This is a genomic window from Listeria grayi DSM 20601 (assembly GCF_000148995.1).
In the GTDB taxonomy this organism is placed as follows: Bacteria; Bacillota; Bacilli; order Lactobacillales; family Listeriaceae; genus Listeria; species Listeria grayi.
This window is the reverse complement of the sequence record NZ_GL538352.1, coordinates 706,928-732,139: the sequence shown is the minus strand read 5'-3', so window position 1 is coordinate 732,139 and position 25,212 is coordinate 706,928. Positions and strand designations below refer to the sequence as shown.

The 25,212-nt window shown below is 40.9% G+C and carries 25 protein-coding genes and 2 other annotated features; of the genes, 1 reads left to right on the top strand and 24 read right to left on the bottom strand.

Annotation, left to right across the window (positions count from 1 at the left end):
* Positions 1-58: 58 nt before the first annotated feature.
* From HMPREF0556_RS03725 to obgE, 3 genes are all read right to left on the bottom strand, one after another.
* On the bottom strand, positions 59-787 hold the full coding sequence (locus tag HMPREF0556_RS03725) for a YebC/PmpR family DNA-binding transcriptional regulator (RefSeq protein WP_040486448.1): 729 nt from the start codon (positions 785-787) through the stop codon (positions 59-61).
* A gap of 48 nt (positions 788-835) precedes the next feature.
* The gene (gene pheA, locus HMPREF0556_RS03720; RefSeq protein ID WP_003755646.1) at positions 836-1,684 is read right to left on the bottom strand and encodes a prephenate dehydratase; all 849 of its coding nucleotides are present in this window, start codon (positions 1,682-1,684) and stop codon (positions 836-838) included.
* Positions 1,685-1,757: 73 nt separating this feature from the next.
* Entirely contained in the window at positions 1,758-3,047 is a 1,290-nt protein-coding gene (gene obgE / locus HMPREF0556_RS03715) for a GTPase ObgE (RefSeq protein WP_003755644.1), read from the bottom strand.
* A gap of 235 nt (positions 3,048-3,282) precedes the next feature.
* Between obgE and HMPREF0556_RS03710 the strand changes: the two genes are divergently transcribed.
* Positions 3,283-3,798 (top strand): hypothetical protein, encoded by a 516-nt coding sequence (locus HMPREF0556_RS03710; protein ID WP_003755642.1) that lies wholly within the window; start codon positions 3,283-3,285, stop codon positions 3,796-3,798.
* A 44-nt stretch (positions 3,799-3,842) separates the two neighbouring features.
* Here HMPREF0556_RS03710 and glpK read toward each other — a convergent pair whose 3' ends face one another.
* The 21 genes from glpK to yihA all read right to left on the bottom strand — a co-directional run bounded on the left by glpK (position 3,843) and on the right by yihA (position 25,124).
* Positions 3,843-5,336 carry a glycerol kinase GlpK gene (glpK, locus tag HMPREF0556_RS03705; RefSeq protein WP_003755641.1) on the bottom strand — a complete coding sequence of 498 codons (1,494 nt, stop codon included), beginning with the start codon at positions 5,334-5,336 and terminating at the stop codon, positions 3,843-3,845.
* Between the two features lie 17 nt (positions 5,337-5,353).
* Positions 5,354-6,172: an MIP/aquaporin family protein gene (locus HMPREF0556_RS03700; protein ID WP_003755639.1), complete on the bottom strand. Its 819-nt coding sequence runs from the start codon at positions 6,170-6,172 to the stop codon at positions 5,354-5,356.
* A 302-nt stretch (positions 6,173-6,474) separates the two neighbouring features.
* Complete coding sequence (gene rpmA, locus HMPREF0556_RS03695) at positions 6,475-6,765, bottom strand: 50S ribosomal protein L27 (RefSeq protein WP_003755637.1); 291 nt, start codon at positions 6,763-6,765, stop codon at positions 6,475-6,477.
* A 13-nt stretch (positions 6,766-6,778) separates the two neighbouring features.
* A complete protein-coding gene (locus HMPREF0556_RS03690) occupies positions 6,779-7,096 on the bottom strand; it encodes a ribosomal-processing cysteine protease Prp (RefSeq protein WP_003755635.1) in 318 nt (105 codons plus the stop codon).
* Between the two features lie 43 nt (positions 7,097-7,139).
* The gene (gene rplU / locus HMPREF0556_RS03685) at positions 7,140-7,448 is read right to left on the bottom strand and encodes a 50S ribosomal protein L21 (protein WP_003755633.1); all 309 of its coding nucleotides are present in this window, start codon (positions 7,446-7,448) and stop codon (positions 7,140-7,142) included.
* Between the two features lie 12 nt (positions 7,449-7,460).
* Positions 7,461-7,535, bottom strand: a sequence feature (ribosomal protein L21 leader region).
* 47 nt (positions 7,536-7,582) lie between these two features.
* Positions 7,583-8,914 (bottom strand): ribonuclease E/G, encoded by a 1,332-nt coding sequence (locus HMPREF0556_RS03680; RefSeq protein WP_040486447.1) that lies wholly within the window; start codon positions 8,912-8,914, stop codon positions 7,583-7,585.
* Between the two features lie 58 nt (positions 8,915-8,972).
* Complete coding sequence (gene minD, locus HMPREF0556_RS03675; protein ID WP_003755629.1) at positions 8,973-9,773, bottom strand: septum site-determining protein MinD; 801 nt, start codon at positions 9,771-9,773, stop codon at positions 8,973-8,975.
* 2 nt (positions 9,774-9,775) lie between these two features.
* Complete coding sequence (gene minC, locus HMPREF0556_RS03670) at positions 9,776-10,453, bottom strand: septum site-determining protein MinC (RefSeq protein WP_003755627.1); 678 nt, start codon at positions 10,451-10,453, stop codon at positions 9,776-9,778.
* Positions 10,454-10,604: 151 nt separating this feature from the next.
* The gene (mreD, locus tag HMPREF0556_RS03665; protein ID WP_003755625.1) at positions 10,605-11,117 is read right to left on the bottom strand and encodes a rod shape-determining protein MreD; all 513 of its coding nucleotides are present in this window, start codon (positions 11,115-11,117) and stop codon (positions 10,605-10,607) included.
* 2 nt (positions 11,118-11,119) lie between these two features.
* Positions 11,120-11,983 carry a rod shape-determining protein MreC gene (mreC, locus tag HMPREF0556_RS03660; RefSeq protein WP_003755623.1) on the bottom strand — a complete coding sequence of 288 codons (864 nt, stop codon included), beginning with the start codon at positions 11,981-11,983 and terminating at the stop codon, positions 11,120-11,122.
* Between the two features lie 56 nt (positions 11,984-12,039).
* Entirely contained in the window at positions 12,040-13,047 is a 1,008-nt protein-coding gene (locus tag HMPREF0556_RS03655; protein WP_036103884.1) for a rod shape-determining protein, read from the bottom strand.
* 183 nt (positions 13,048-13,230) lie between these two features.
* The gene (gene radC, locus HMPREF0556_RS03650) at positions 13,231-13,911 is read right to left on the bottom strand and encodes a RadC family protein (protein WP_003755617.1); all 681 of its coding nucleotides are present in this window, start codon (positions 13,909-13,911) and stop codon (positions 13,231-13,233) included.
* A gap of 11 nt (positions 13,912-13,922) precedes the next feature.
* Positions 13,923-14,615: a prepilin peptidase gene (locus tag HMPREF0556_RS13765; protein WP_390620694.1), complete on the bottom strand. Its 693-nt coding sequence runs from the start codon at positions 14,613-14,615 to the stop codon at positions 13,923-13,925.
* Between the two features lie 220 nt (positions 14,616-14,835).
* Positions 14,836-16,140 carry a bifunctional folylpolyglutamate synthase/dihydrofolate synthase gene (locus tag HMPREF0556_RS03645; RefSeq protein ID WP_003755612.1) on the bottom strand — a complete coding sequence of 435 codons (1,305 nt, stop codon included), beginning with the start codon at positions 16,138-16,140 and terminating at the stop codon, positions 14,836-14,838.
* A gap of 61 nt (positions 16,141-16,201) precedes the next feature.
* A complete protein-coding gene (locus HMPREF0556_RS03640) occupies positions 16,202-18,850 on the bottom strand; it encodes a valine--tRNA ligase (protein WP_040486446.1) in 2,649 nt (882 codons plus the stop codon).
* Between the two features lie 42 nt (positions 18,851-18,892).
* Positions 18,893-19,113, bottom strand: a binding site (T-box leader).
* Positions 19,114-19,154: 41 nt separating this feature from the next.
* On the bottom strand, positions 19,155-20,447 hold the full coding sequence (hemL, locus tag HMPREF0556_RS03635) for a glutamate-1-semialdehyde 2,1-aminomutase (RefSeq protein WP_003755607.1): 1,293 nt from the start codon (positions 20,445-20,447) through the stop codon (positions 19,155-19,157).
* Positions 20,448-20,450: 3 nt separating this feature from the next.
* Entirely contained in the window at positions 20,451-21,434 is a 984-nt protein-coding gene (gene hemB, locus HMPREF0556_RS03630) for a porphobilinogen synthase (RefSeq protein ID WP_003755606.1), read from the bottom strand.
* Complete coding sequence (locus HMPREF0556_RS03625) at positions 21,431-22,153, bottom strand: uroporphyrinogen-III synthase (RefSeq protein ID WP_040486606.1); 723 nt, start codon at positions 22,151-22,153, stop codon at positions 21,431-21,433. Before HMPREF0556_RS03625 ends, hemB begins: the two co-directional genes overlap by 4 nt.
* Positions 22,146-23,081: a hydroxymethylbilane synthase gene (hemC, locus tag HMPREF0556_RS03620; RefSeq protein WP_003755604.1), complete on the bottom strand. Its 936-nt coding sequence runs from the start codon at positions 23,079-23,081 to the stop codon at positions 22,146-22,148. The genes HMPREF0556_RS03625 and hemC overlap by 8 nt, the downstream gene beginning before the upstream one ends.
* Positions 23,078-24,388: a glutamyl-tRNA reductase gene (gene hemA / locus HMPREF0556_RS03615; RefSeq protein ID WP_040486445.1), complete on the bottom strand. Its 1,311-nt coding sequence runs from the start codon at positions 24,386-24,388 to the stop codon at positions 23,078-23,080. The genes hemC and hemA overlap by 4 nt, the downstream gene beginning before the upstream one ends.
* Before the next feature lie 148 nt (positions 24,389-24,536).
* Complete coding sequence (gene yihA / locus HMPREF0556_RS03610) at positions 24,537-25,124, bottom strand: ribosome biogenesis GTP-binding protein YihA/YsxC (RefSeq protein WP_003755602.1); 588 nt, start codon at positions 25,122-25,124, stop codon at positions 24,537-24,539.
* Positions 25,125-25,212 lie beyond the last annotated feature (88 nt).

Genomic DNA, 25,212 nt, shown 5'->3' with positions numbered 1-25,212 from the left:
AAAAAGAACGTTTGTACTGTTTTATTTTCTTGTTTACATAATAATATTATAGTAGTTTTTAAATGAGATGCGCTGCATTCGTATAAACTTCTTGGACATCGTCGTCCTCTTCCAACACATCGATCATTTGCTCTAATTGTTCCTTTTTATCCTCAGGAACTTCAATCGTTGTTTGCGGTTTCATTATCAGATTTGCCTCTGCGAATACATATCCAGCGTCCTGCAGACTATCCTTTACAGCTGTAAAATCACTTGGATCCGTAAGCACTTCAAACACTTCCGGATAGACGAAGACATCTTCTGCTCCTGCCTCGATTGCTTCGAGCATGAAATTGTCTTCCTCAACTTCTGTATCTGTACGTTCGATCACTAAATATCCTTTTCGATCAAACAAATAATTGACTGTTCCAGTTTCACCTAAACTACCGCCATTTTTATTAAATCCGACACGAACATTGGTAGACGTACGATTCTTGTTGTCAGTTAAAGCATGGACCAAGACGGCAACACCTGCCGGGCCATATCCTTCATAAGTGACTTCTTCATAATTTTCTGTCGCATTTGCCCCTGTCGCTTTATCGATTGCCCGTTTGATATTATCATTAGGCATATTAGCCGCTTTTGCTTTATCCATCACAAGACGTAGACTCGGATTCATATCGGGATCTGCCCCGCCTTTAGCTGCCACATATAGTTCCTTCGCTATTTTTTGAAACGTTTTAGCGCGTTTCGCATCTTGCGCATTTTTTCGTCCTTGAATATTGTTCCATTTCGAATGTCCAGACATCATTATCATCCTTTCTTCAAATCAAGAAGCATAAAGCCCTGCTAAGCATCAATCCTTAGCAAGGCGGTAGACATGGTAGGTTCCTAAGTTGCGGACTTCACCGCCGATCAATTCGATCTCTTCCACTGCATTTGCTACTAATTGCGATTTTCCCGCTGATAACAAATCAACGAAAAAGAAATATTCTCCGAGTGATGTTTTTAGCGGCCGAGATTCGATCCGGCTCATATCGATATTGCGCCAAGCAAACGTCGACAATATCTTATGTAATGCACCAGGTAAATTTTGTGGGAGTAGAAACGTAAGTGTTGTTTTTTCTTCTTCTTTAATGAGCGGAATCTCAATCGGGATCCGACTCAGCACAAAGAAGCGCGTTTGGTTGAGCTCCAAGTCCTGCGCGTCTTCCTGGACGATCTCCAAACCATATCGTTCTGAGGCCATACGTGGAGCGATAGCAGCAAGCAGTTCTTCCGGGTGCTCGCTTACATATTTAGCTGCATATGCCGTAGAAGGTGTGACTTCCTGTTCGGTTCCATATAATTCTGCCTGTAAGAACGTATGGCATTGAGCTAAAGCTTGCGGATGCGACATTACTTTTTGTACCGATTTCCATGCTGTTTTATTCTCCGGATGGACCATCAAATGTTGTGAGATCGGCAAAACGATCTCTGCTACGACAGGTACTTTAGAAAAATGGAACAAGTAGTCGAGTGTCACATTGACGCTACCTTCAATTGTATTTTCGATTGGGACAACTGCCACGTCGACCTCTTCTTTTTCAATGGCCATGATGCAATCAGGAATCGTATTTTTTGCTTGCATCTCCCCATAAGGAAATGCTTTGGACGCAGCTGAATGCGTGAAGGAGGCAGCTGGTCCTAAGTATGCGACTTTCATTTTTCATACCCCTTTCTTATGTAGAAAAGAAGCCTAAGCATTTCGCGAAAAATACATTAGGCTCCTATGCGTGCTATTCCATAAACTCAAATTCAAAATCAAGCAGACGAACAACATCGCCGTCTTTAGCTCCACGTTTCCGCAAGGCTTCATCGACTCCAAGTGAACGAAGCTGTCTGGAGAAACGATTGATGGAAGCATCTCGTTCGAAGTTCGTCATTGTGAACAAGCGCTCCACTTTCGCCCCAGTAAGCACAAACGCACCATCTGGATCGCGAGTGATCTCGAAATCTGGTTCTTCTTTTTCAAATTTATACAAAACTGTATTTTCTTCTTCTTGTTCCAAGATTTCATCCAGCGGAAAGGCTGGTGTATCTTCCAATTTATCAGCAATTGCCAAGATCAGTTCTTTCAGACCTGTTTGGGTAACTGCAGAAATTGGGAAGATCGGGTATTCCCCTGGAATTTCTTTGCGGAATTTTTCTAAGTTTTCTTCCGCTTCCGGCATATCCATTTTATTGGCTACGATGATTTGCGGGCGTTCCATAAGGCGAAGGTTGTATGTTTCAAGCTCTTGATTGATTGCTTTAAAGTCTTCGATCGGCTCTCTGCCTTCGGAACCCGACATATCAATCACATGAACGATAACGCGCGTCCGCTCGATATGACGTAAGAATTGATGACCTAAGCCAACACCTTGGCTAGCGCCTTCGATAAGTCCCGGCAGATCAGCCATAACGAAACTTCTTCCGTCATGTGTATCCACCATTCCTAGATTAGGGACGATCGTTGTGAAATGATAGGCTGCGATTTTCGGACGTGCAGCCGATACAACAGAAAGAAGCGTGGATTTACCAACACTTGGGAAACCGACTAAGCCAACATCTGCAAGAACTTTAAGCTCCAACTGGATATTACGTTCTTGACCTGGTTCGCCGTTTTCGGAAAGCTCCGGCGCAGGATTGGCCGGCGTCGCAAAACGCTTGTTACCGCGTCCGCCGCGTCCGCCTTTAGCAATAATAGCTGTTTGACCGTGAGCTACCAAATCCGCAATGATCTCTCCCGTATCAATATCTTTTACGATCGTGCCCGGTGGAACTTTGACAACTAGATCGTCTGCCCCGCGTCCGTGCATACTTTTACTCATACCGTGTTCTCCATGATGTGCTTTGAAATGACGTTTATAACGGAAGTCTACTAATGTCCGCAGTCCTTCTTCCACGATAAAGACGACGTTCGCGCCTTTACCGCCATCTCCGCCAGCCGGCCCGCCGTTCGGGACAAACTTTTCGCGGCGGAATGCGACCATTCCGTCACCACCGTTACCGCCTTTAACATATATTTTTACCTGATCGACAAACATGTAAATGAAATTCTCCTATTCTTATAAAAAAGTTATTGTATTCTCTCTATCTCTGAAGTAGCATTCTATTTGCTTGATATTCTAAAGTGTACTCTATAATGCGATTTAATTCAAGTTCGTTAAAATAGAAATATCTTCTGTTTCTTGCTCATCAGACCTAAATCGACTAAATTTATGAGAAAAGGGTATAATTAATACTAGTTCCCTTACAAAAAAGACAAAGCGAGGTGTAAAAATGAATCCATTCCTAATAAAAACTGCAGCTAAGAAAATCGTCAAGCTAGCGATCCAAGCTGGTGTAGCCGACCTAGTTGCACAAGCGGCAAAAGAAGGTATTCATAAGTTCGCTGAAAAAAACAAGGATAAAAAATCAGCAGCCGTTAAACGTAATGAACACGCTTATAGATTGGCGATCGCCAGTTATGAAAATACAGTAGATACGCTAGGTGAAAAACCGGAGCTAGAAGCTGATGAAAAAACAGCTTTGCTCATCAGCAGAGAAATGCTACATGCTTTAGATAATTATAGCTATGCGGTGGAAGGCAGTTTCAACGCCTATCATAAAAAACAGTTGGCGATCTTGTATACCCGCTACAACAATCAGCAAAAACCGAATAAAAAAGAGAAAAAATTCATTTCGCTTTTTGTCGGCGCCCTTCCCGCCTTAATGATTGCAACAAAAACAGTCAAACGAACTGGTACGGATATATTATCGAAAGCAAAACCAAGGAAGCGAAAATTCTATAGATAATAATAGTGCAAAAAAAGGATGCCGATTAACCGGCATCCTCTTTTTTATTTAAAAGCTTGTGTTGCTTTAACCGCTTTTTGCCAACCTTCATACAGGTCATTACGTTCTTCGCTACCCATTTTCACTTTGAAGCGTTTGTCTAGTTTCCATTGTTTCTTGATCTCGCTCTTATCTTTCCATAGTCCAACAGCCAGACCTGCTAAGAATGCTGCACCTAGAACCGTTGTTTCTTGGTTTTCCGGACGTTCGACCGGTACATCCAAGATATCTGCTTGGAACTGCATCAAGAAGTTATTGGAAGAAGCGCCACCATCTACCCGAAGCGTTTTCAAAGCGATTCCTGAGTCTTTTTCCATGACATCCATCACGTCTCTTGTTTGATAAGCAAGTGATTCTAATGTGGCACGGATGAATTGTTCTTTTTCTGTTCCGCGGGTAAGTCCGAAAATAGCCCCACGTGCGTCAGCGTCCCAATACGGAGCACCGAGTCCAACGAAGGCAGGAACCACGTAAACACCGTCGGAGGATTCGATCCGTGTTGCATAATTTTCTGTATCCGGTGATTGACGTACCATCCGCAGACCATCACGCAACCATTGGATAGCAGAACCAGCAACGAAGATACTTCCTTCTAAAGCATATTCTACTTTTCCATCGATTCCCCATGCTAATGTCGTAAGTAATCCGTTTTCCGACTTCACTGCATTTTCGCCGGTATTCATCAATAAGAAGCAACCTGTCCCATAAGTGTTTTTTGCCATCCCTTTTTCAAAACATCCTTGACCAAACAATGCTGCTTGTTGGTCGCCAGCGATTCCGGCAACTGGAACTTCTTCTCCAAAGAAATGATAAGGAACGGTATTTTCATAGATCTCCGAGGATTGTTTTACTTCTGGAAGCATTGCTTTTGGAATATTGAGCATTTCCAAAAGTTCGTCATCCCACTCAAGATCATAGATATTGTAGAGCAGTGTACGGGAAGCATTGGAATAATCAGTGATATGCGCTTTCCCGCCAGTTAATTTCCAAACCAGCCAGCTATCGATCGTTCCGAATAACAGCTCGCCTTTTTCTGCACGTTCTTGCGCGCCGTCTACTTCATCTAAGATCCAGCGTGCTTTCGTACCGGCAAAATAAGGATCGATCAACAAGCCGGTTTTATCTTTTACCATATCTTGATAGCCCTCTTTACGAAGCTTTTTACAAATGTCTTCTGTTTGGCGTGATTGCCAGACGATTGCGTTATAAATCGGTTTCCCAGTATCTTTTTCCCAAACGACTGCGGTTTCCCGTTGATTGGTAATCCCGATCCCCGCGATTTCTTTAGAAGAAATATTTGTTTTTAATAGTACACCAGCAATAACTGCTAAGATAGACGCCCAAATCTCATTAGCATTATGTTCCACCCAGCCCGGTTTTGGAAAAATCTGTTCAAATTCCTCTTGTTCCACGCCGATGATTTCTCCGTTTTGATTGATGATCATTGCTCGTGAACTTGTTGTTCCTTGGTCTAATGCCAAAATATATTTCTTTTCCATGATAAAATCCTCCTCAGTTATGCTAAATGTTTTCTTTTATCTAATTGTACAGTGAAAATAAGTACTAATATGAATAAGACTGCAAATAGAATCATCCAATTGCTGTAACTTCCTTTAATAATCAACTGATAGATAACTGCGCCTAATCCACCACCGACAATCGGTCCAAGAACAGGTACCCATGAGTACCCCCAGTCTGAATTACCCTTTCCAGCGATCGGCCAAACAAAATGCGCGATCCGCGGGCCAAGGTCACGAGCCGGATTGATAGCATAACCGGTTGTTCCACCTAAACTCATCCCAATCGCAACGATCAATGCACCAACGACTAAGGGATTCAAACCATCTGAGAATTTATTAGATCCTAAAGATAATAATCCAAATACTAATATGAAAGTTCCTAACACTTCACCGAAAAAGTTTGACGTGAAATGTGGAATTGCTGGTCCTGTAGAAAACACACCTAACTTAGCTGCAGGGTCCTCTGTTTTTTTCCAATGCGGATAATAATGAAGCCATACCAATGTCGCCCCGATAAATGCACCAATAAATTGGGCGATGATATAAGGAAGTACATAACTCCAAGGAAAGTTCCCTGCAATCGCCATACCGAGTGTCACGGCAGGATTAAGATGTGCCATACTCATATATCCAGAGACATATACACCCATTGTGACCGCTAGCCCCCATGCTATCGATACAACTACCCAACCACCGTTCTCGGCTTTTGATTTTTTCAGCGACACGCCAGCAACGACGCCTCCACCAAAAATAATCAATACCGCGGTGCCGATGAGTTCTCCCAAAAACTGTGTTGCTAAACTCGTACCAATCATCTTTTCCAACTCCTTTTGATTACGTTTTTCTGCTACATTGAAAGCAGATATTTATATTCAAAAAAAGAATGACAAACAAAGCGACAGGTGGCTACACCGATCGAATTTGATTGTCATCTCTTCTCCTGACTAATTATTAACTTACCCCCATTTAAACATATGGAGAAAGCGCTGTCAATCAAATGATATGTACAAATGGTCACAATAAATTTTGTTGTAGTTATATATTTATACCCTTGTTATGAAAAAAGTAACGCTTGTTAGAAAAATAAAAAAACCATTCCGAAGAATGGTTTTTAGTCTTATGCTTCTTGAACTACTGGATAAACGCTCACTTTTTTCTTGTCGCGTCCAACGCGTTCGAAACGAACGATACCTTCTGTTTTAGCAAAAAGTGTATCATCGCCGCCACGGCCAACGTTAGCACCAGGATAGATTTTTGTACCGCGTTGACGGTAAAGGATAGATCCACCTGTTACAAATTGACCATCAGCACGTTTAGCTCCAAGACGTTTGGATTCTGAGTCACGGCCGTTAGAAGTCGAACCGCCACCTTTTTTGTGCGCAAAATGTTGAATATCAAATTTTAACATGAAATTCCACCTCCTAGTTGGAGTAAATTTTAATATGATCAGGATAGCTGTACGCTAGTGATCTTAATTGATGTTCCATCCCTGTAAGTAAAGTTTGAACAGTCGTATCATTTTCCCATTCTATAGGAACTACATAATGAAGATAGCCTTCACTTTGTTCTACAATCGGCTCTGTTTCTTTTATTTCCGAAATGGCATTCACCATACCGAAAGCAATCGAAGAAGCACCTGCACAGACAAGATCACTGCCATGTTCGGCAAAATCTGCATGTCCGCTCATTGTAAATGATATAACATGGTCTTCTCTACGTTTTACATTGACTTGAATCATCTTTTATCGTCCTTTCGCTTGCGACTGACGAGCAGTCCAAACCTTACAAGTTGATTGCATCAACAGTCAATTTTGTATAAGGTTGACGATGACCTTGTTTTTTGTGGTAATTCTTTTTAGGTTTATATTTATAAACAGTTAACTTTTTAGCACGACCTTGTTTTTCAACTTTAGCCGTAACTGTAGCGCCGTCGATAAAAGGAGCCCCAACTTTTGAGTCGTCGCCTCCAACTAAAAGAACTTTGTCAAAAGTAATTACATCACCAATTTCACCTGCTAATTTTTCAACATAGATCTCTTGGCCTGCTTCTACTTTGATTTGTTTCCCACCTGTTTCGATAATCGCGTACATACTTGCACCTCCTCATATACTAAGACTCGCCAGCACAGGAGAATGTTGCCATTGCTTAATTCCTGCTTTGTGCGGTTGTAGCGTGGTGCGCTACAAACATAACAGTAAAATAATAGCATATCCACATGTCAGTGTCAACTTTCCGTGCGTCTGATAGCATAAAATGGAACTGCCTCTTCCCCGATCTCCCATTCCAGATCAATATGCTCGCATACTTGTAGATCCAGAAAAGCAGATAATACCGGTTCTGTAACATAGACGCTTGCATAAGAAAGCCCTTTGTAACTCATCAGCTCCCGTTCTAGCTGATACGCAAGCGACAACGCAGATTGGATATGCCCACTGCCATTACAGACCGGGCAAGCCACTGTGACAGTCTCAAGTAGCGATTGCTGCTTTTTTCTGCGCGTTAGCTGCATTAGTCCCGTTTTGGAAAAGTCCGCCACCTGCGTAGTCACATATTCTTTATTTGCTAATACTTCCATTTTATCTTTCACTTTTTGGAAGCCCGTTTCATTCATACCGCCAACAAAATCGATCACGATCAAGCCACTCATATTTCGAAGCCGGATCTGCCGCACGATCTCTTCTGCAGCCGCAAGGTTTACCGTTGCCATAACTTCACTTTTCGCTTGGTTACTCTTATAACGGTGGGTGTTGACATCAATGATCCACATTGCTTCTGTTTTTTCAATAAACAACGAAACACCGTTTGCTAAAATAACTTCCGGCTGGAGCAGGTTTTCAATCGCTGGTTGTAAATGGTAGCTGTGAAACGTATCTTCCTGGTAATCTGTATAAATAGAAGCGCGTTTATCATCCGTGACGACTCGCATGACATCTGGGTAATGCTGCTGCCACTGCGAGATAACTTCAGTGAAGTCGAGCACATTTTTTTGTACTAACCCTGCTTTTTTGCGGGAACCGATTTTTTCTTTTAAAGTTTGGAAACGCTGACGCAGCTCGAAAATCGCGCTAGTCACTTCCTCTATGCTCTTCTCGGCAGCTTTCGACCGCAGAATAGCTGCTTCATCAGCCTCTAATATAGGTTCTACCGCCTTGACCCAGCTGCTTCTCTGTTCCGAAGTCAAACGCTTGGAAACAGAAAGATAATGTGCGCCTTCAATAAGAACCACTAAATCATTGGCAAATTCAATATTGCCGGTAGCCAAAGGCAACTTGATTGCGGTTCCTTCCCGTGTGATCTGCACAGGAAGTTTGGCTCCCTGTATCCATTTAAAAGCAGCTGGGGCATCTTTCATATGGATAAACGCCTTTTCCGATCCTCCCAGATTCAAAAAAGCGGCATTGATTTTTTTGTCGATTTTTTCAACAGCCGCATAATAGATGTCGCCAACAGAAACATCCTCTGACGGTCTTACAAGCCGATATTCCAATAGTCGCCCCGATTCCAGCAACGCTAAATGACCCTCTGTATTTTTATTACTGATAATAATTTCTTTCATTCTCGTCATCCTTATAAAGAAAAGGCATAGAGCAAAAGCCCGATACCTTTTCTACATATTATTTTCCACCGAAGAAACGTTTTAATTTGGCAAAAAAGCCTTTTTTCTTGGTTTCGATCGACATCAATGGAATCGATTCTCCCAAAATCCGTCTTGCGATATTGCGATACCCTTGTGATGCCCGATTATTCGGCAAAAGCGCCACTGGATCTCCACTATTAGATGATCGGATAACCGCATCATCATCAATAATGATACCAAGTAGTTCAATCGACAAATGGGAAGTGATCTCATCAATATCCATCACATCACCATTTTCCATCATTTGCGTCCGAATACGGTTGATGATCAATTTCGGCGGCTCAATAGCTTCTTTTTCAAGCAACCCGATGATTCGGTCTGCGTCACGCACTGCAGAGATCTCCGGTGTCGTCACTACGATCGCTTTATCAGCTCCGGCCACTGCATTCTTATAACCTGTTTCAATCCCAGCAGGGCAATCGATCAAAATAAAATCATAATCAGGGCGCAATTCTTCTACTAACGCGATCATCTGCTCACCAGAGACCGCACTTTTATCTGTCGTTTGTGCTGCAGGTAATAGATAGAGCAAGTCATCAAAACGTTTATCTTTGATAAGTGCTTGATGAATCTTGCATCTGCCTTCCACTACATCTACGAGATCATAAATAATTCGATTTTCGAGTCCTAATATAACATCTAAGTTACGTAATCCGATATCCATATCGATCAAGCATACCTTTTTACCTTGCAGGGCTAATGCCGTCCCCAGATTAGCAGTAGAAGTAGTCTTACCTACGCCACCTTTCCCGGAAGTTATGACTATCGCTTCTCCCATTTTTAACGCCCTCCTTGAAAATTAGCAATATGCGGTCTTACTTTTCTTAATGTATGTACGCCGTCCACTTTGATGTCTTTTGTATCTGTAATAAAAGCCGCCTTCAAATCGGTATCTCCAATTTCTTTATAGGCTTCATCATCAAAGCTGTAAAATTCGCTAGCGATCCGTATTTGTGACGGATATAAAAATTTGCCAGCAACAACTGCATCCTTTGATCCAGCAAAGCCGGCGTGCACGATTCCTTTGATTTGACCTAAAACAAAAATATTTCCATCTGCGCGAATTTGCCCACCAGGATTAATATCTCCGATCAATAAAAAGTCGCCAGGAACATGAATAACTTGTCCGGAACGAATAATCGTTGCCATCGAATAGATTTGTTCTTCTTCTTTCCACTTTTTGGCAGCTTCTTTCGTCATGACATTACTATAAAAAGCTTTGATCTTCATCTGGCTGTTATCATGGATGATCCCAGCAAAATCCGCCTCTTCTTCTTCAGAAAACAGCCGATTCCCCAATTGAACTTGTACTTCCAGTTTCTCGCCAGAATAAGGACCTTGCTTCTGTTCTACCAATAATTGCAGTAACTCCTGCCTTAACTGCATGATATCTGCTTTGTCGCTAAGACTGATCACGATCCCATCTTTCGTACCTTTGATTTGTACATTTTTTTGCATTTTCAAATTCACCCCACTTTATGGTGTATCCTGTCATTGTTTCCATTATAACAGGAAAAAGTTGACTTGACATTTCTTTTCTATAAAAACAGCTTAAATCGTGCTACAGTCTATTTACCTGCATGCGGAAAACGATTTAAGCTGCTCTATGTTAATTTTCTAGTTTTAATAAAAAGCGCCTGAATGGAAAATATGCAATCAAGTAAAATGCAAAATTCAATAAGATCGTCGTCCATAGACGAGTATCGATAAAGGCAAAAATCTCCATATTCGTTTTGCCGATCAGCAGATAAAAAGCATAAACGATGCTTTCCATCAAGATAATATCAAAAATCGTTATCAATGCTAACAGCAAAATATTTTTCTGGAAAACCTGCAAAAATTTATCCGTAATGTAAACGATCAATGGGAAGAGGGCAAAGAAAACACCCATGATATTCGTATAGTAAATATCATAAACCAATCCCAAAATAAAAGCATAGATCAAAGTTGGATTTCTTTTGTAGAAAGCTGTCATCAAAATCAGCATAACTAAAAGAAAATGAGGAATAAACAGCCGATTTTCAGCAAAAAGTTGTTTGCCGAAAATCAGACTGGCTACCCCTTCTAGGATAAAAGTCAAGATAATGATAGCAGGTAGCGCAACATTTTTTCTCAAATCCATGCTCAATTACCTCCATCATCGGAGCTGCCGGATTGAACACTGCGGTCCAAGACGATCACATGATTCAAGTCATACAGATCAGCCCCGGTCTTCAACGACGCTGTTTGGGAAAGCCCCATTTTATCGGTCTCTACCTTTTGGATCGTTCCGATATAAATTCCAGCAGGAAATTTTCCGCCAAGCCCAGAAGTAACGACTTTTTGCCCTTTCTTGAACGTCATATCATACGGCAACTGCGTTAATTCCAATAATTTTGAATCCGCATTGTAACCGTTGATGATTCCGAAAGCTCTATCTTTTCCTTGAACGCTCGCAGATACGCGATTTTTCACATCAACAGAAGAAACCAGTTCAACTGTCGACGATTTTGCCCCAGCAGTAGTGACCTTCCCGATCAATCCTGCTGGCGTAACAACTGCCATATCCGGCTTCACGCCGTCGTTGGTCCCTTTGTCCAGTTCTACTTGATCGTTCCAGTTATTCGGATTTCTAGAAATGACCGATGCATTGATCGATTTATAATCACGAATACTTGCCGGGATCTTCAACGTGCTTTTCAAGTCTTTATTTTCTTTTTCTAAATCTGCTACATCACTCTCTAATTGAGCTACTTTTTCTAAACGTTTTTTCAATTCTTCATTTTCTTTATAGGTGTTTTTCAAAGAAGAAACATTTCCAGTTACATTTGCAACAAACGAAACTGGTTTAGAAATGATATTCTCTCCAAACCCAACAACGTCTTTAACAAACTGTTCCGGCCAAGAAGCATTTTCTCGGTCCCGCAACGAAAATCCAACCAAAGCTACGAGCACAATGATGGATATCAACAAGATAATCAAACGTTTATTAAGAAAAAATTGCGGCATGTGGACACCTCATCTCGCTAATATTCTTCCTGCATTATTCGCACAGGACTTAGTCGTTAGTTTTTCTTTCTGTAAACATCCATGTTGTCCAACGATTTCCCTGTTCCGATCGCCACACAATCCAGTGCATCCTCAGCTAAAATAACTGGCATTTTTGTTTCTTCTGAAATAACGTCATCCAGTTGACGCAATAATGCTCCGCCACCTGTAAGAACGATTCCTTTATCCATGATATCTGCAGAAAGTTCTGGCGGTGTGTTTTCCAACGTGCTTTTCACTGCATCGATGATTGCAGAAACAGTATCACGCAATGCTTCGCTGATCTCTTCAGGTTGGATCTCGATCGTTTTTGGAAGTCCTGTTACTAAATCACGGCCGCGGATGCTGAAAGGAGCAAGTCCCTCAAAACTATGTCCAGCCGAACCGATTTCAACTTTGATCGTTTCCGCAGTACGGTCACCGATCAATAAATTATATTTTTTACGGATATAATTGATAATTGCGTCATCCATATCATCCCCTGCTGTTCTCACGGAACGACTTGTCACGATACCTCCCAAAGAAATAACGGCAACCTCTGTTGTTCCGCCGCCGATGTCAACGACCATGCTTCCCGTTGGATCCCATACAGGAAGTCCTGCTCCAATTGCGGCTGCAAAAGGCTCTTCGATCGGATAAGCTTCTTTCGCTCCTGCTTGGATCGTCGCATCTGTTACGGCACGTTTTTCTACTCCGGTAATACCAGAAGGAACACACACAACAACGCGCGGCTTACCTGCATTGATATTTTTGCTCGCTTTTTGGATGTAGTATTTCATCATCGCAGCAGTTGTATCATAATCAGCAATAACTCCATCTTTCATCGGTCGAATAGCAACGATATTTCCAGGCGTTCTACCGATCATATTCTTTGCTTCGCTACCTACAGCCACAATTTCTTGTGTATCTTTCTTCATAGCAACAACGGAAGGTTCACGCAGTACGATCCCTTTTCCTTTTACATAAACAAGTGTATTTGCAGTTCCCAAGTCAATACCAATATCTTTATTTCCAAATCTAAACATCCATATTCTCCTTTTCATCTACGGTTTTCGTTATGTATATCAGCTTTAAAATCATCTCTTAAACCCAATAAATCTGCTTTTATATTTATCCATAAAGTATACATAAACAACCATTTTATTATAGCATACTCTAAAGAAACAGACATCCATTTTCTCACGCTTCCCGTAAATTTATACTTTTCTTTAAAAATATCCCTGTTCTTTTAAACTGGTAAATGAACCCTTGCCAATGATGATATGATCAATCAAGGGAATGCCGATGATGTCCCCGGCTTTTGCCAAATTCTTAGTAACTTGGATGTCTTCGGGAGAAGGAGTTGGATCTCCCGATGGATGATTGTGAAAACACATGATTTGGGCGGCAGATTTCCGTACAGCTAATCCATAAACTTCTCGCGGATGAACAATAGAAGCATTCAAACTGCCGATAAAGATAGTCTGACGATGAACAATCTGATTTCGTGTATTCAAAAGCACGCAATGAAAATGTTCTTGAAAAAGAAAAGCAAGCTCTGGCAAAACAATGGACACTGCATCTTGTGGACTTCTGATCGCTATATTATTTTTTTCTGATTCACTTTGCAGACAGATCCGTTTCCCAATCTCGATCGCAGCCATGATTTTAGTAGCTTTCGCAAGTCCAATACCATTGATAGATCGCAATTCTTCGATAGTCAGATCTTTGATATCTCCTAGCGATTTATATTTAAGAATGATTTTATTGGCTAATGATAAAACGGAATCTTCTTTCGTTCCCGTTTCCAATAATATCGCAAGAAGTTCCGTTATGGTAAGTTGCGCTTGCCCTCTTGTCTGCATTTTTTCTCGAGGTTTATCAAAAATCTGCATTTCTTTCATTTGCATAAAAAACCCTCCTAAAATAATATTATGCCCATGTAACTGATGAAAATAAACGGAACAAACGGCGCTTTTGCAGAGTTAGAGATTTTTTTGAACTTCACTAGTAATAGTAAGCTAATCAACCCTATTATTACTGCCCCAGTAAATAATATATATCCTTGTCTCCATCCTAATGCAGCACTATAAATAATAAGCAGTTGGATATCCCCGCTGCCGATACCTTGGTGAAAGAGCAAGTAAAGACAGGCGTAAAAAATACTACAGAGTAAGAGAGATTGATAAAAGGGCCAGTTGGTTAAATTCCATATAAAGAGGATCACCAACAAGAAGTACAAATAACGTAATGGAATATACATATATAAATAATCTGTAACTGTGAAAAACAATAAAAAAATAAATAGAAGAAGGTAATAAAAAAAGGAGATAGAGAAATTATATTTTACATATAACAAGCAGATAAACAATGGAGATACGACTTCTAAAACGACATAATGCAGCCTCAATCTATTATGACAGCATATGGCTTTTCCGCGTTGCCTGAGAAAGGAAAAGATCGGAATCAATTGAGTCCAATGCAGCATGGAACCGCAATGATCACACTTGGATTTTCGCCACAAATGTTTTTGCCATTCAAAAAAATGTTCTGCGAGAAAAAGTACAAATGAGGTAGCAATAGCGCTATACACAAATAACCAGAAAAAAAGCATTGGCATCTTTCCTTTTATTTGTATAGTAGCAGGAATTGATTTTAGCTGCATTGGCAAAAATCATATTTTCTCTATATAAAAAAAGCTTTTTCGTCTATAGAGAAAAAGCTGTTTTTATGTAACTATTACCTCTCAAAAAAAGAATATCGGGAGTTGAAGAAATAATGGTGATTGTTATAATGAAACATATTACCGCTCCACTTTGCATAACCAATCAGTTTTATTTACTTTTCGCTTCACCATTCTTTATAAAATGACGTACCTCCGAAATGAAGTAGAGCGAACCAGTAATAAATAATGTTTTTTCTAATTCTTCTTGACTCCAATAAGTCTGTAACCAGGACTTCCAATCCACCACCGCTTCAATCGAATGTATTTCTGCTGTGTGGCGAAGCTCTTCCTGATCCATCGCTCTTGGATAATCGAATGTGGTTAAATAAACTTTGGCATTTGGTATGGATTTTAGAGTAGCTAACATCTGCCTATGATCCTTATCCCCTAGGATGCTACACAAAATAACTTTATCACCCAAAATTGCCGAAGCATTATCAGCAAATGCCTGCACTCCCTCTGGATTATGAGCACCATCTAGAATGCAAAGCGGATGATTGGAGATCGTTTCCATTCTTCCCGGCCAAAAAGCATTGGCCAAACCTAATTTGATGGCTTGATTGGAGATTGAAAAGTCCGTTGTCTCTGCCAGTGAAAGAACCGTTTCCACTGCCAAAGCAGCGTTGTGATATTGATGCTTCCCTTCCAACCCTAGTTTTAAATCGGGCAATTCTTTATTTCTACTTACAAAACGCAATTCTGACTTAGTCGATGTTTTTATGTCAAAATCTTTATTTATCTTGTATAACGGTGCCTGTCTATCCCTAGCAATCATTTCGATCACTTCTGATGCTTCTGGCTGAATAACTCCTGAAATGATTGGAAGTGAGTCTTTAATGATCCCAGCTTTTTCTTTGGCAATCACTGCTAGATTATCGCCTAAGAATTCCATATGATCCATTCCAATGGTTGTGATGACACTGATTAGAGGTGTTAATACATTTGTTGAATCCAACCTTCCGCCTAAGCCAACTTCAATCACACCAATATCAATTGTTTCAACTTCTGCAAAATAAACAAACATCATAGCTGTAATTATCTCAAATTCCGATGGCGAGCCAAATTCGCTCTCTTTCATTTCTAAGGTTATTGGATAAATAAGGTTTGCAATCGTCACTAGATCCTCATCCGGAATCGGGTTCCCATTGACGCAGATCCGTTCATTGAAGGTTTCGATATAAGGAGATGTAAATGTGCCTACTTTGTATCCGCTATGTTCTAAAATCTCTCTAATAAAAGTAACTGTGGATCCTTTCCCATTGGTGCCGGCTACATGAATCCATTTATTACTCCGTTCGGGGTTGTTTAACCGTTCCAATAAAAACTCCATTCGGTCTAATCCTGGTTTTATTCCCAGACGGAGAGTTCCATGTATCCAAGCAATAACTGCTTCGTAATCATTGAATTTCACCATTGATCCCCAACTTTCTGTAAAAAATAGTCATATCCGTCAACTGACAGATATGACCAGTTTATCAAGCCTCTTGTAACGTTTGGATACGCTCTTCTACTTTTGCACGTTTTTCAAGATAGTCTTTTTCTTTCGCGCGCTCTTCTTCAATTACTTTTTCTGGTGCTTTTTCCATAAAACGTGTATTTGCTAGTTTTCCTTGTACACGAGCAACTTCTTTGTTCCATTTCTCCAGTTCTTTCTCTAATCGCTTGATTTCCTCATTGATGTCAATTAGTCCTTCTAATGGCAAGAATATTTCTGTTCCTGTTACAATAGCTGTCATTGCTGTATTGGAAGGCTCAAGATCAAAAGAAATCGCAACGGTCTCTGGATTACAGAAGCGTTCGATATAAGAAAGATTTGTTTCTAGGATCGTCTTGTAATGTTCATTTTGTGGTTTCAACTGCAAAACGATTGGCTTACTTAATGGTGTATTTACTTCAGCCCGAATGTTTCGAACCGCACGAATCACTTCTACAAGAACTTTCATGGATTCCGAAGCTTCTTTATCGATTTGTTCCGCTTTTACTACTGGCCATTCAGCAACTGTTATAGAAGTGCCTTCATGTGGCAGATTTTGCCAAATCTCTTCCGTCACAAAAGGCATAAACGGATGCAAAAGACGCATTGTTTGATCTAAAGTATAGGCTAGTACCGATTTTGTGGTTTTCTTTGCGATCTCATCTTCACCATAAAGTGAGATTTTAGCAATTTCGATATACCAGTCGCAAAGATCGTCCCAAATAAAGTTATATAAAACCCGTCCTACTTCACCAAATTCATATCGTTCGGCAAGTTTAGTAACTGCCTCGATCGTCTCATTAAGACGTGTTAAAATCCACTTGTCACTCACTTCTTTTACATGACTCAAATCGATTTCTTCAAATGTCATGCCGTCCATATTCATTAGAGCAAAACGAGAAGCATTCCAAATTTTATTGATAAAATTCCAAGATGCTTCAATTTTTTCAAAGCTGAATTTCAAGTCTTGACCAGGAGATGTCCCTGTAGATAGCATGTAGCGCAAGGAATCTGCACCGTATTTATCAATAACCTCGATTGGGTCTACGCCATTGCCAAGTGATTTAGACATTTTCCGTCCCTCTGCATCACGAACAAGGCCATGAAGAAGTGTATCATTGAAAGGTTTATGTCCAGTAAATTCTAACGATTGGAAAATCATTCTTGAAACCCAGAAGAAAATAATATCGTATCCGGTAACCAATACATTTGTTGGGAAAAAGTGTTTATAATCTTCATTTTCTGTATCTGGCCAGCCCATTGTCGAGAAAGGCCATAGTCCAGAACTGAACCAAGTATCGAGTACATCTTCGTCTTGTTCCCAGTTTTCCAAATCGGCTGGAGCTTCGGTTCCCACATAAAGTTCACCTGTTTTTTTATGATACCAAGCCGGGATACGATGCCCCCACCAAAGTTGTCTTGAAATACACCAATCATGGATATTGTCCATCCAGTTTTCATATGTTTTCTCAAAACGAGGTGGTACAAAGTTGATTTTTTCCTCTGTCTTTTGGAAATCTAAGGCTTGTTTCGCGAGAGGCTCCATTTTAACGAACCATTGTTTAGAGAGATACGGCTCAACGATTGCACCTGTTCGTTCTGAATGGCCTACGGAATGCAGATGGCTATCTTGTTTGATGAATAATCCTAGTTCTTTGATATCGGCAATAATCTGCTTACGTGCTTCAAAACGATCTAATCCTTCATATTTACCAGATTTAGCATTCATCGTACCATCTTCATTCATCACGATGAGACGCGGCAAATCATGGCGGTTACCTACTTCAAAATCGTTAGGGTCATGTGCAGGAGTGATTTTCACAGCACCTGATCCAAAATCTTTCTCTACGTATTCATCAGCTACGATTGGGATCTCTCGGTCCATGATCGGCAAAATAATCGTTTTTCCGATCAAGTGCTGATAGCGTTCATCATCGGGATGAACAGCCACTGCTGTATCACCAGGGATCGTTTCTGGACGGGTTGTCGCAACTTCCAAATAGCCTGATCCATCAGATAGCGGATATTTCAAGTGATAAAATGCGCCTTCAACATCTTTATGGATAACTTCAATGTCGGATAATGCTGTTTTAGCAACAGGATCCCAGTTAATGATATATTCACCGCGATAAATAAGTTCCTTTTCATATAACGTTACAAAAACTTTTTTCACAGCATCTGAAAGGCCTTCATCTAATGTAAAACGTTCTCTGGAATAATCAAGGCTCAAGCCCAGTTTTCCCCATTGTTTGCGGATCTCGCCGGCATATTCTTCTTTCCAATCCCAAACTTGATCAATGAATTTTTCACGGCCAAGATCGTATCTAGAAATGCCTTCTTCGCGAAGTTTTTCTTCTACCTTTGCTTGTGTCGCGATACCTGCATGGTCCATTCCTGGCAAGTATAGCGTATCAAATCCTTGCATCCGTTTAATCCGGGCAATAATATCTTGGAGGGTAACGTCCCAAGCATGACCGATGTGTAGTTTGCCTGTTACGTTTGGTGGCGGTATAACAACTGAAAAAGCTTGTTTATCTTTTGTGATCTTGGCTTGGAAGAAGTTTTGTTCTTTCCACCATTCATATTTTCCTGCTTCTACATTATTTGGTTCATATTTTGTCGGCATTTTTATTTCATTATTTTCTGACATAAACATCCTCCTTTTTTCAATAAAAAAACTCTCTTCATCCTATAAAAGGACGAAAAGAGTATCATTCGCGGTACCACCTTTTTACTCACTTGAAAGTAAGCACTTCATTACGATAACGATGTTTCACACACCGGTTTTTCTTACTGCTCGTTCAGAAAAACTGCTCCAAGGTTACGTTCAAATAGTTTTTTCTAAAGGTTCTCAGCTTTTCCTTCTCTCTTGGAGAAAAACACTATTTTACTCTTCCTCTTCTTAGCATTTAAAAATTTAATTGCCTTTATTCTAGCAAACTAGCGTGATTTAGTCAATTGTTCTTTAGCTGTTTAAATGTATACTCTAACGCGTTTAATGTTTTATTGATTTCTGCTTCCGTATGGGCAGTGGAAATAAATATCCCTTCAAATTGAGACGGTGGTAAAAAGATCCCTTGGCCCAACATTTCACGGTAATACTGACGGAAGAATTCTAAATCGCTTGTTTTTGCTGTTTCAAAATCAATGACTTTTTCTTTTGTAAAGAAGAAGCCGAACATGGACCCCGCTTTATTGATATGGACTGGGACTTCGTATTGCTCTGAAAGCAAGTTTAGTCCTTCCTCCATTTGGCTGATCAGCGACCGAAAGACATCGTAATGATTTGGCGTCAATTGTTTCAAAGTCGCAAATCCGGCATTCATTGCTAATGGATTTCCTGATAAAGTTCCTGCTTGATAAATCGGTCCACTTGGGGCAATTTGCTCCATGATCTCTTTTTTACCGCCATAGGCACCAACTGGCAGACCGCCGCCGATAACTTTTCCTAGACAAGTAATATCAGGAGTGACCACGTAATATCCTTGTGCCGAATAATAATCTACGCGGAAACCGGTCATTACTTCATCAAAGATAAGCAGACTTTCATACTGGGTAGTCAATTCGCGGAGACCTTCTAAGAAACCAGCGATAGGCGGGACTACACCCATGTTTCCAGCAACAGGTTCTACCATGACAGCAGCGATCTGATCGCCGTATTTTTCAAAGGCTAATCGGGTGCTTTCGAGATCATTATAGGGAACTGTGATCGTATCGGCCGCTAGATTTTTCGTTACTCCTGGAGAATCAGGCAATCCCAAAGTTGCGACGCCGGAACCGGCTTTGATCAGAAGGGAGTCGCCATGACCATGATAGCTACCTTCAAATTTCAAGATTTTCTCTCTTTTCGTATAGCCTCGTGCCAAACGAATAGCACTCATCGTTGCTTCAGTGCCGGAAGAGACCATTCGGATCATCTCGATCGAAGGGACACGTTCAATCACTAGTTTTGCCAATTCTGTTTCGATCTCGGTCGGTGTGCCAAAGCTTGTTCCCTTTGCCGCGGCAGAAGTGATCGCTTCGACTACGAGGGGATTAGCATGTCCGGTAATAAGTGGGCCCCAAGATAAAACATAGTCGATATAAGAATTGCCATCGATATCTGTTAAATAGGCTCCTGTTCCGCTTTCCATAAAGATTGGCGGGGCATCAACTGCTTTGTTAGCTCTGACAGGACTATTTACTCCGCCAGGCATGATGTCTATAGCTTGTTTGAATGCAGATTTAGATTTAGAATAATTAGCCATCTATTACATCCCTGCTTTCTTTAGATAATGAGCAACATCTTTCGCAAAGTATGTGATGATCAAAGAAGATCCTGCGCGTTTCATGCTCGTCAACATTTCCATAACGATTCTTTCCTCATCGATCCAGCCATTTATAGCGGCTGCCTTTACCATGGAATATTCACCACTTACATTATAGGCAACAACTGGTAGATTCGTTTGGTTTTTAACATCGCGCATGACATCTAAGTAAGAAAGTGATGGTTTTACAATAATAAAATCAGCACCTTCCTTTTCGTCACTTTGCGCTTCCCTTAGTGCTTCCAAGCGATTCGCGGGATCCATTTGATACGTTTTACGATCCCCAAACTGCGGAGCGCTTCCTGCGGCGTCACGGAATGGCCCATAAAAAGCGGAAGCATATTTCACAGCGTAAGACATGATCGGAATATCAAAGTACCCTGCTTCATCCAAACCTGCTCGGATCGCTTGGACGAATCCGTCCATCATATTAGAAGGCGCAATAATATCTGCTCCTGCTTCTACTTGACTGACAGCTGTTTTTTTCAATAATTCCAGTGATTCATCGTTCAAGATCTGACCTTCTTGGATAACACCACAATGGCCATGATCTGTATATTCGCAAAGACATGTATCTGCTACTACGAGCATTTCGGGAACGGTTTGTTTAACTACCCGAGTTGCTTCTTGGACGATTCCATGTGTGTGAAAAGCCCCACTTCCGATCGCATCTTTTTCATTAGGGATCCCGAATAAAAGAACGGCTTTTATACCTAATTGCGATATTTCTTTGATCTCCGCTGCTAGTTCATTTAGAGGATATTGATAAATACCTGGCATTGAAGGGATCTCCGTTTTCGGTTCATTGCTTTCTTTTACAAAAATCGGATAGATCATATCATCCATCGTTAAAATGGTCTCTCTCACTAAATCACGCATCACGCTACTTGAGCGTAGACGGCGATGTCTATCAAAATCATAGTTCATGATTGCTTTTCCTCCCTCATTATTTCCTGAATCATCGCTTCCATCGTATAAGTATCTGCCGGCTGATATTTCACAGAGCAACCAGATGCCTCGATTGCCCGGCTAGTGATCGGGCCGATCGATCCATACTCCCATGCTTGTACGGACTGGTTCCTCGTTTGGCAGATTGCTTCAAAATTATGCCATGCAGAGGGGCTGGCAAATAGAAAAAGAAAGTCTTTTTCTGTTTGGATCAGCGCTGCAAATAGGTTTGAACTGGAAGCAGGTATAACTGTTTCATAAATATCTATTTCTTCTACCGAATAGCCTTGCTCACGCAAAGTTTTCGCAATAACCTCCCGAGCCAAACTGCTTCGCGGGAACAAGATGCGTTTGTCAGCCGAATATTGAGGCAGCCATTCTTCTAAAAACGTTTCCGCCACATAGCTGGAAGGCTCGAAATCAGCTTTTCTTCCATATCGAATTAAGGCTTCTGCCGTTTTTTCTCCAATTACCGCAATCTTAGCAGTCACGACCGCTAGATCATATTTTTCAGCAAAGTAATGAATGGCTTTCGCACTTGTAAAGAAAATCCAATCATACTCCTTTTCAATTTGAAAAGGGAGCGCTTTGGTTTCAATGAGTGGTAATGATACTGCTTCTACTCCCAGCTCATGAAAATAGGGCAGCCATTTTTCATTATCAGCAGCCGTCCTCGTCAATACGAATGTTTTAGACATTTTCATCTCGGAGCGAGGCGATCAATGCTCCAGCACCTTTTTCCAGAAGCTCATTTGCTGCTTCTGTGCCAATCTGATCCGCGTCTTCTCCCACTCGTTCGGCTTCCCAGATCGTTTTGCCGTCTGGTGTTCCAACAAGTCCTTTGAAAGATACTTTACTTCCAGATTGAGTAGCATAACCAGCGATCGGTATTTCGCAGCCGCCATTTAATGTCTTTAGAAAAGCGCGTTCAGCGGCAACGCAATTTGCTGTGATCGCATGATGGATGCTGCGCAAGATATCTTTGGTATCATTATCTTCTTCACGGCATTCAATTGCCAATGCTCCCTGACCAACTGCTGGTAGACAAATCGTTTCAGGGATCGTTTGAATACGAAGCGAATCGTCTTCCAACCAGCCCATGCGACTTAATCCTGCTTGTGCGAGAATGATCGCATCAAAATCTTCTTCGCGTAATTTACGAAGCCGGGTATCGATATTACCGCGGATAAATTTGATCTGCAAATCAGGACGTTCTGCTAATATTTGCGAGGCACGACGCAAGCTGCTTGTCCCAATGATTGCTTGGGTTGGCAGATCACCGAAATCATGGACTTCTTTAAAGACGAATACGTCATTTGCAGATTCGCGCTCTGGAATCGCTGCGATCGTTAGACCTTCTTCTATAACCGCTGGAACATCTTTCATACTGTGAACAGCAAAATCAATATGCTTATCTACTAATGCTTGTTCGACTTCGGAGACAAAGAGTCCTTTGCCGCCAACTTTACTTAATGTGACATCGAGAATCTTATCCCCTTTTGTCACCATTTCTTCTATGCGAAAATCAATAGTGGGATAATGTTTTTTTAGTTCGTTTATTACCCAATTGGTCTGCACTAGCGCCAGTTTGCTCCGTCTAGAGCCGACAATGATTTGGCTTTTCACTGTTTATTCCCCATTTCTATTTCTGTTTCACTCATTTCTGTTGTGGCTTCAACTTGAAAAATTCGTTTGGCAATATCTAATTTATAAGCGGCATCTTCTTCCGCAGACATTTCTTTCAGTTCAGAGATCGGTTGTTTGAGAAGCTGATTGATAATACTCTTCATATGTTTTCCGATCACTTTCTCTTCCCGATCTGTTAATCCAGGGATTTTTTGCGTCAAGCTTCTCATTGTTTCCGCTTGGATTTGAAGCGCATTGTTACGAAGCTCTCGAATGATTGGAACAACACCTAACTGTTTTTGCCATTCATAGAAAGCGGCTACTTCTTGTTCGATCACTACTCCAAGTTTGGCAACGATTCGTTTGCGTTCTTCGGTATTCGCCGAAACAACACCCTCCAGATCGTCAATATTGTATAAAATCAAATTGGGAATTTCTGCACATTCATCGGCAATATTTCGAGGCACACCGATGTCGATGACCAATAATTCTTTTTCTGGACGAGTAGCCAACCAAGCTTCCATGTCTGCCTTGGAAATAATCGGTTCTGCCACACTCACAGAACTGATGAATACATCCGTTTCTGTCAAAATAGCTCCCAGTTCATCGATAGGTGCTGCTTTCCCGCCATGTTTGGCAGCAAGTACTTCTGCGCGAGATAAAGTCCGGTTTAAAATCGTCAAATCGGTCGCCTTTTGCCCAGCAATATTTTGTAATGCCAGTTTGCTCATTTCTCCAGCCCCTAAAATACTGAAATGCTTTCCAGCGATATCACCGTGTACTTTTTTGGCCACTTCCACAGCTGCATAACTCACAGAAACTGCATTTTCGTTGATTTTAGTTTGCGAGTGCACACTTTTAGCAAATGTGATCGTCATTTTGAACAATTGATTCAGTAGCGTTCCCGTTGTGCCTAGTTGATGCGCGGTATCAAAGGCGTTCTTTACTTGACCGAGAATCTGTGTTTCGCCAAGAACAAGGGAATCTAATCCAGCTGCTACTTCATATAAATGTTTGACTGCTTCGCCATCTTCATAAAAATAAAGATAATTCTCCACAGCGCTTATTTCCATTTGGAACCAATCTGCAATAAAGCGTTTCAAATAAAAGCGTGCTGTATGTATTTGATCTACAACCGCAATGATCTCTGTTCGATTGCAAGTCGAAATGATCACATTTTCTAAAATGCTCTTTTCTTGTTGCAATGTGATCTGCGCCATTTCCACTTCTGATTCTATAAAGGAAAGTTTTTCTCTAATGTCTACTGGAGCGGTCTTAAAATTGAGCCCCATAGAGAGTATGAACATGGATAATCCCCCTAGATTTAAATTCATTGTTTATTTTATCACTTTTCATTTGTGAAACCAAATACGCCGTTTGTGAATCTGCTTTTGATTCGGACAAACTAAAAAACCCCTTCCCAGCTGATTAGATTTCAGGGACGGAGGGGCAGTTTTAGCGATTAAGAAATGATTCGATATGCTGCCAAGCTTCCTCTTTCCCCATTTTCGTTTCAGAAGAAAACAATACTAATTTATCGTTGGCATCAAAATCGAGTGTTTCTTTGACGACTTTGGCATTTTTATACCATTTGCTACGTGGGATCTTATCCGCTTTTGTGGCAATAATAATGACTGGAATGTCGTAATACTTTAAGAATTCATACATCATAACATCGTCTTTTGTCGGTTTATGTCTAAGATCGATGATTTGAACCACTGCCCGAAGCGGTTCACGGGAAGTGATATAGGTTTCGATCATTTCTCCCCATTTTTCACGTTCTTTTTTAGATACTTTAGCAAACCCGTAACCTGGTACATCGACAAAAAAGAGTGTATCTTCAATGTTGTAAAAATTAAGGGTCTGCGTTTTCCCTGGTTTCGATGAAATACGTGCCATACTTTTACGGCCGATCATCGTATTGATAAAAGAAGATTTACCAACATTTGACCTTCCTGCAAGTGCGAACTCTGGTAATCCGCCTTCTGGATATTGCTCCTGCCAAACGGCACTGATTACAAGTTCAACGTTGTTTACGTTCATAATTTCCCCCTACTTCAAATAGCTTCTTTGCTAAGTATAACGGATATTGCAAAAAAAATCACTCCCCTATTTGGAGAGTGACTCATTT

Excerpts from the sequence above, each read along its gene's own strand:
- pheA (WP_003755646.1), bottom strand. The coding sequence starts at position 1,684 with ATGAAAGTCGCATACTTAGGACCAGCTGCCTCCTTCACGCATTCAGCT.
- radC (WP_003755617.1), bottom strand. The coding sequence starts at position 13,911 with ATGCAAATGAAAGAAATGCAGATTTTTGATAAACCTCGAGAAAAAATG.
- minD (WP_003755629.1), bottom strand. The coding sequence starts at position 9,773 with ATGGGAGAAGCGATAGTCATAACTTCCGGGAAAGGTGGCGTAGGTAAG.
- hemB (WP_003755606.1), bottom strand. The coding sequence starts at position 21,434 with ATGAACTATGATTTTGATAGACATCGCCGTCTACGCTCAAGTAGCGTG.
- HMPREF0556_RS03645 (WP_003755612.1), bottom strand. The coding sequence starts at position 16,140 with ATGGTGAAATTCAATGATTACGAAGCAGTTATTGCTTGGATACATGGA.
- rplU (WP_003755633.1), bottom strand. The coding sequence starts at position 7,448 with ATGTACGCGATTATCGAAACAGGTGGGAAACAAATCAAAGTAGAAGCA.
- HMPREF0556_RS03680 (WP_040486447.1), bottom strand. The coding sequence starts at position 8,914 with ATGAAAGAAATTATTATCAGTAATAAAAATACAGAGGGTCATTTAGCG.
- HMPREF0556_RS03700 (WP_003755639.1), bottom strand. The coding sequence starts at position 6,172 with ATGATTGGTACGAGTTTAGCAACACAGTTTTTGGGAGAACTCATCGGC.
- mreD (WP_003755625.1), bottom strand. The coding sequence starts at position 11,117 with ATGGATTTGAGAAAAAATGTTGCGCTACCTGCTATCATTATCTTGACT.
- glpK (WP_003755641.1), bottom strand. The coding sequence starts at position 5,336 with ATGGAAAAGAAATATATTTTGGCATTAGACCAAGGAACAACAAGTTCA.
- minC (WP_003755627.1), bottom strand. The coding sequence starts at position 10,453 with ATGCAAAAAAATGTACAAATCAAAGGTACGAAAGATGGGATCGTGATC.
- HMPREF0556_RS03710 (WP_003755642.1), top strand. The coding sequence starts at position 3,283 with ATGAATCCATTCCTAATAAAAACTGCAGCTAAGAAAATCGTCAAGCTA.
- mreC (WP_003755623.1), bottom strand. The coding sequence starts at position 11,983 with ATGCCGCAATTTTTTCTTAATAAACGTTTGATTATCTTGTTGATATCC.
- HMPREF0556_RS03725 (WP_040486448.1), bottom strand. The coding sequence starts at position 787 with ATGTCTGGACATTCGAAATGGAACAATATTCAAGGACGAAAAAATGCG.
- HMPREF0556_RS13765 (WP_390620694.1), bottom strand. The coding sequence starts at position 14,615 with ATGCTTTTTTTCTGGTTATTTGTGTATAGCGCTATTGCTACCTCATTT.
- hemA (WP_040486445.1), bottom strand. The coding sequence starts at position 24,388 with ATGTTCATACTCTCTATGGGGCTCAATTTTAAGACCGCTCCAGTAGAC.
- yihA (WP_003755602.1), bottom strand. The coding sequence starts at position 25,124 with ATGAACGTAAACAACGTTGAACTTGTAATCAGTGCCGTTTGGCAGGAG.
- HMPREF0556_RS03655 (WP_036103884.1), bottom strand. The coding sequence starts at position 13,047 with ATGTTTAGATTTGGAAATAAAGATATTGGTATTGACTTGGGAACTGCA.
- HMPREF0556_RS03690 (WP_003755635.1), bottom strand. The coding sequence starts at position 7,096 with ATGATTCAAGTCAATGTAAAACGTAGAGAAGACCATGTTATATCATTT.
- hemL (WP_003755607.1), bottom strand. The coding sequence starts at position 20,447 with ATGGCTAATTATTCTAAATCTAAATCTGCATTCAAACAAGCTATAGAC.
- HMPREF0556_RS03640 (WP_040486446.1), bottom strand. The coding sequence starts at position 18,850 with ATGTCAGAAAATAATGAAATAAAAATGCCGACAAAATATGAACCAAAT.
- HMPREF0556_RS03625 (WP_040486606.1), bottom strand. The coding sequence starts at position 22,153 with ATGTCTAAAACATTCGTATTGACGAGGACGGCTGCTGATAATGAAAAA.
- obgE (WP_003755644.1), bottom strand. The coding sequence starts at position 3,047 with ATGTTTGTCGATCAGGTAAAAATATATGTTAAAGGCGGTAACGGTGGT.
- rpmA (WP_003755637.1), bottom strand. The coding sequence starts at position 6,765 with ATGTTAAAATTTGATATTCAACATTTTGCGCACAAAAAAGGTGGCGGT.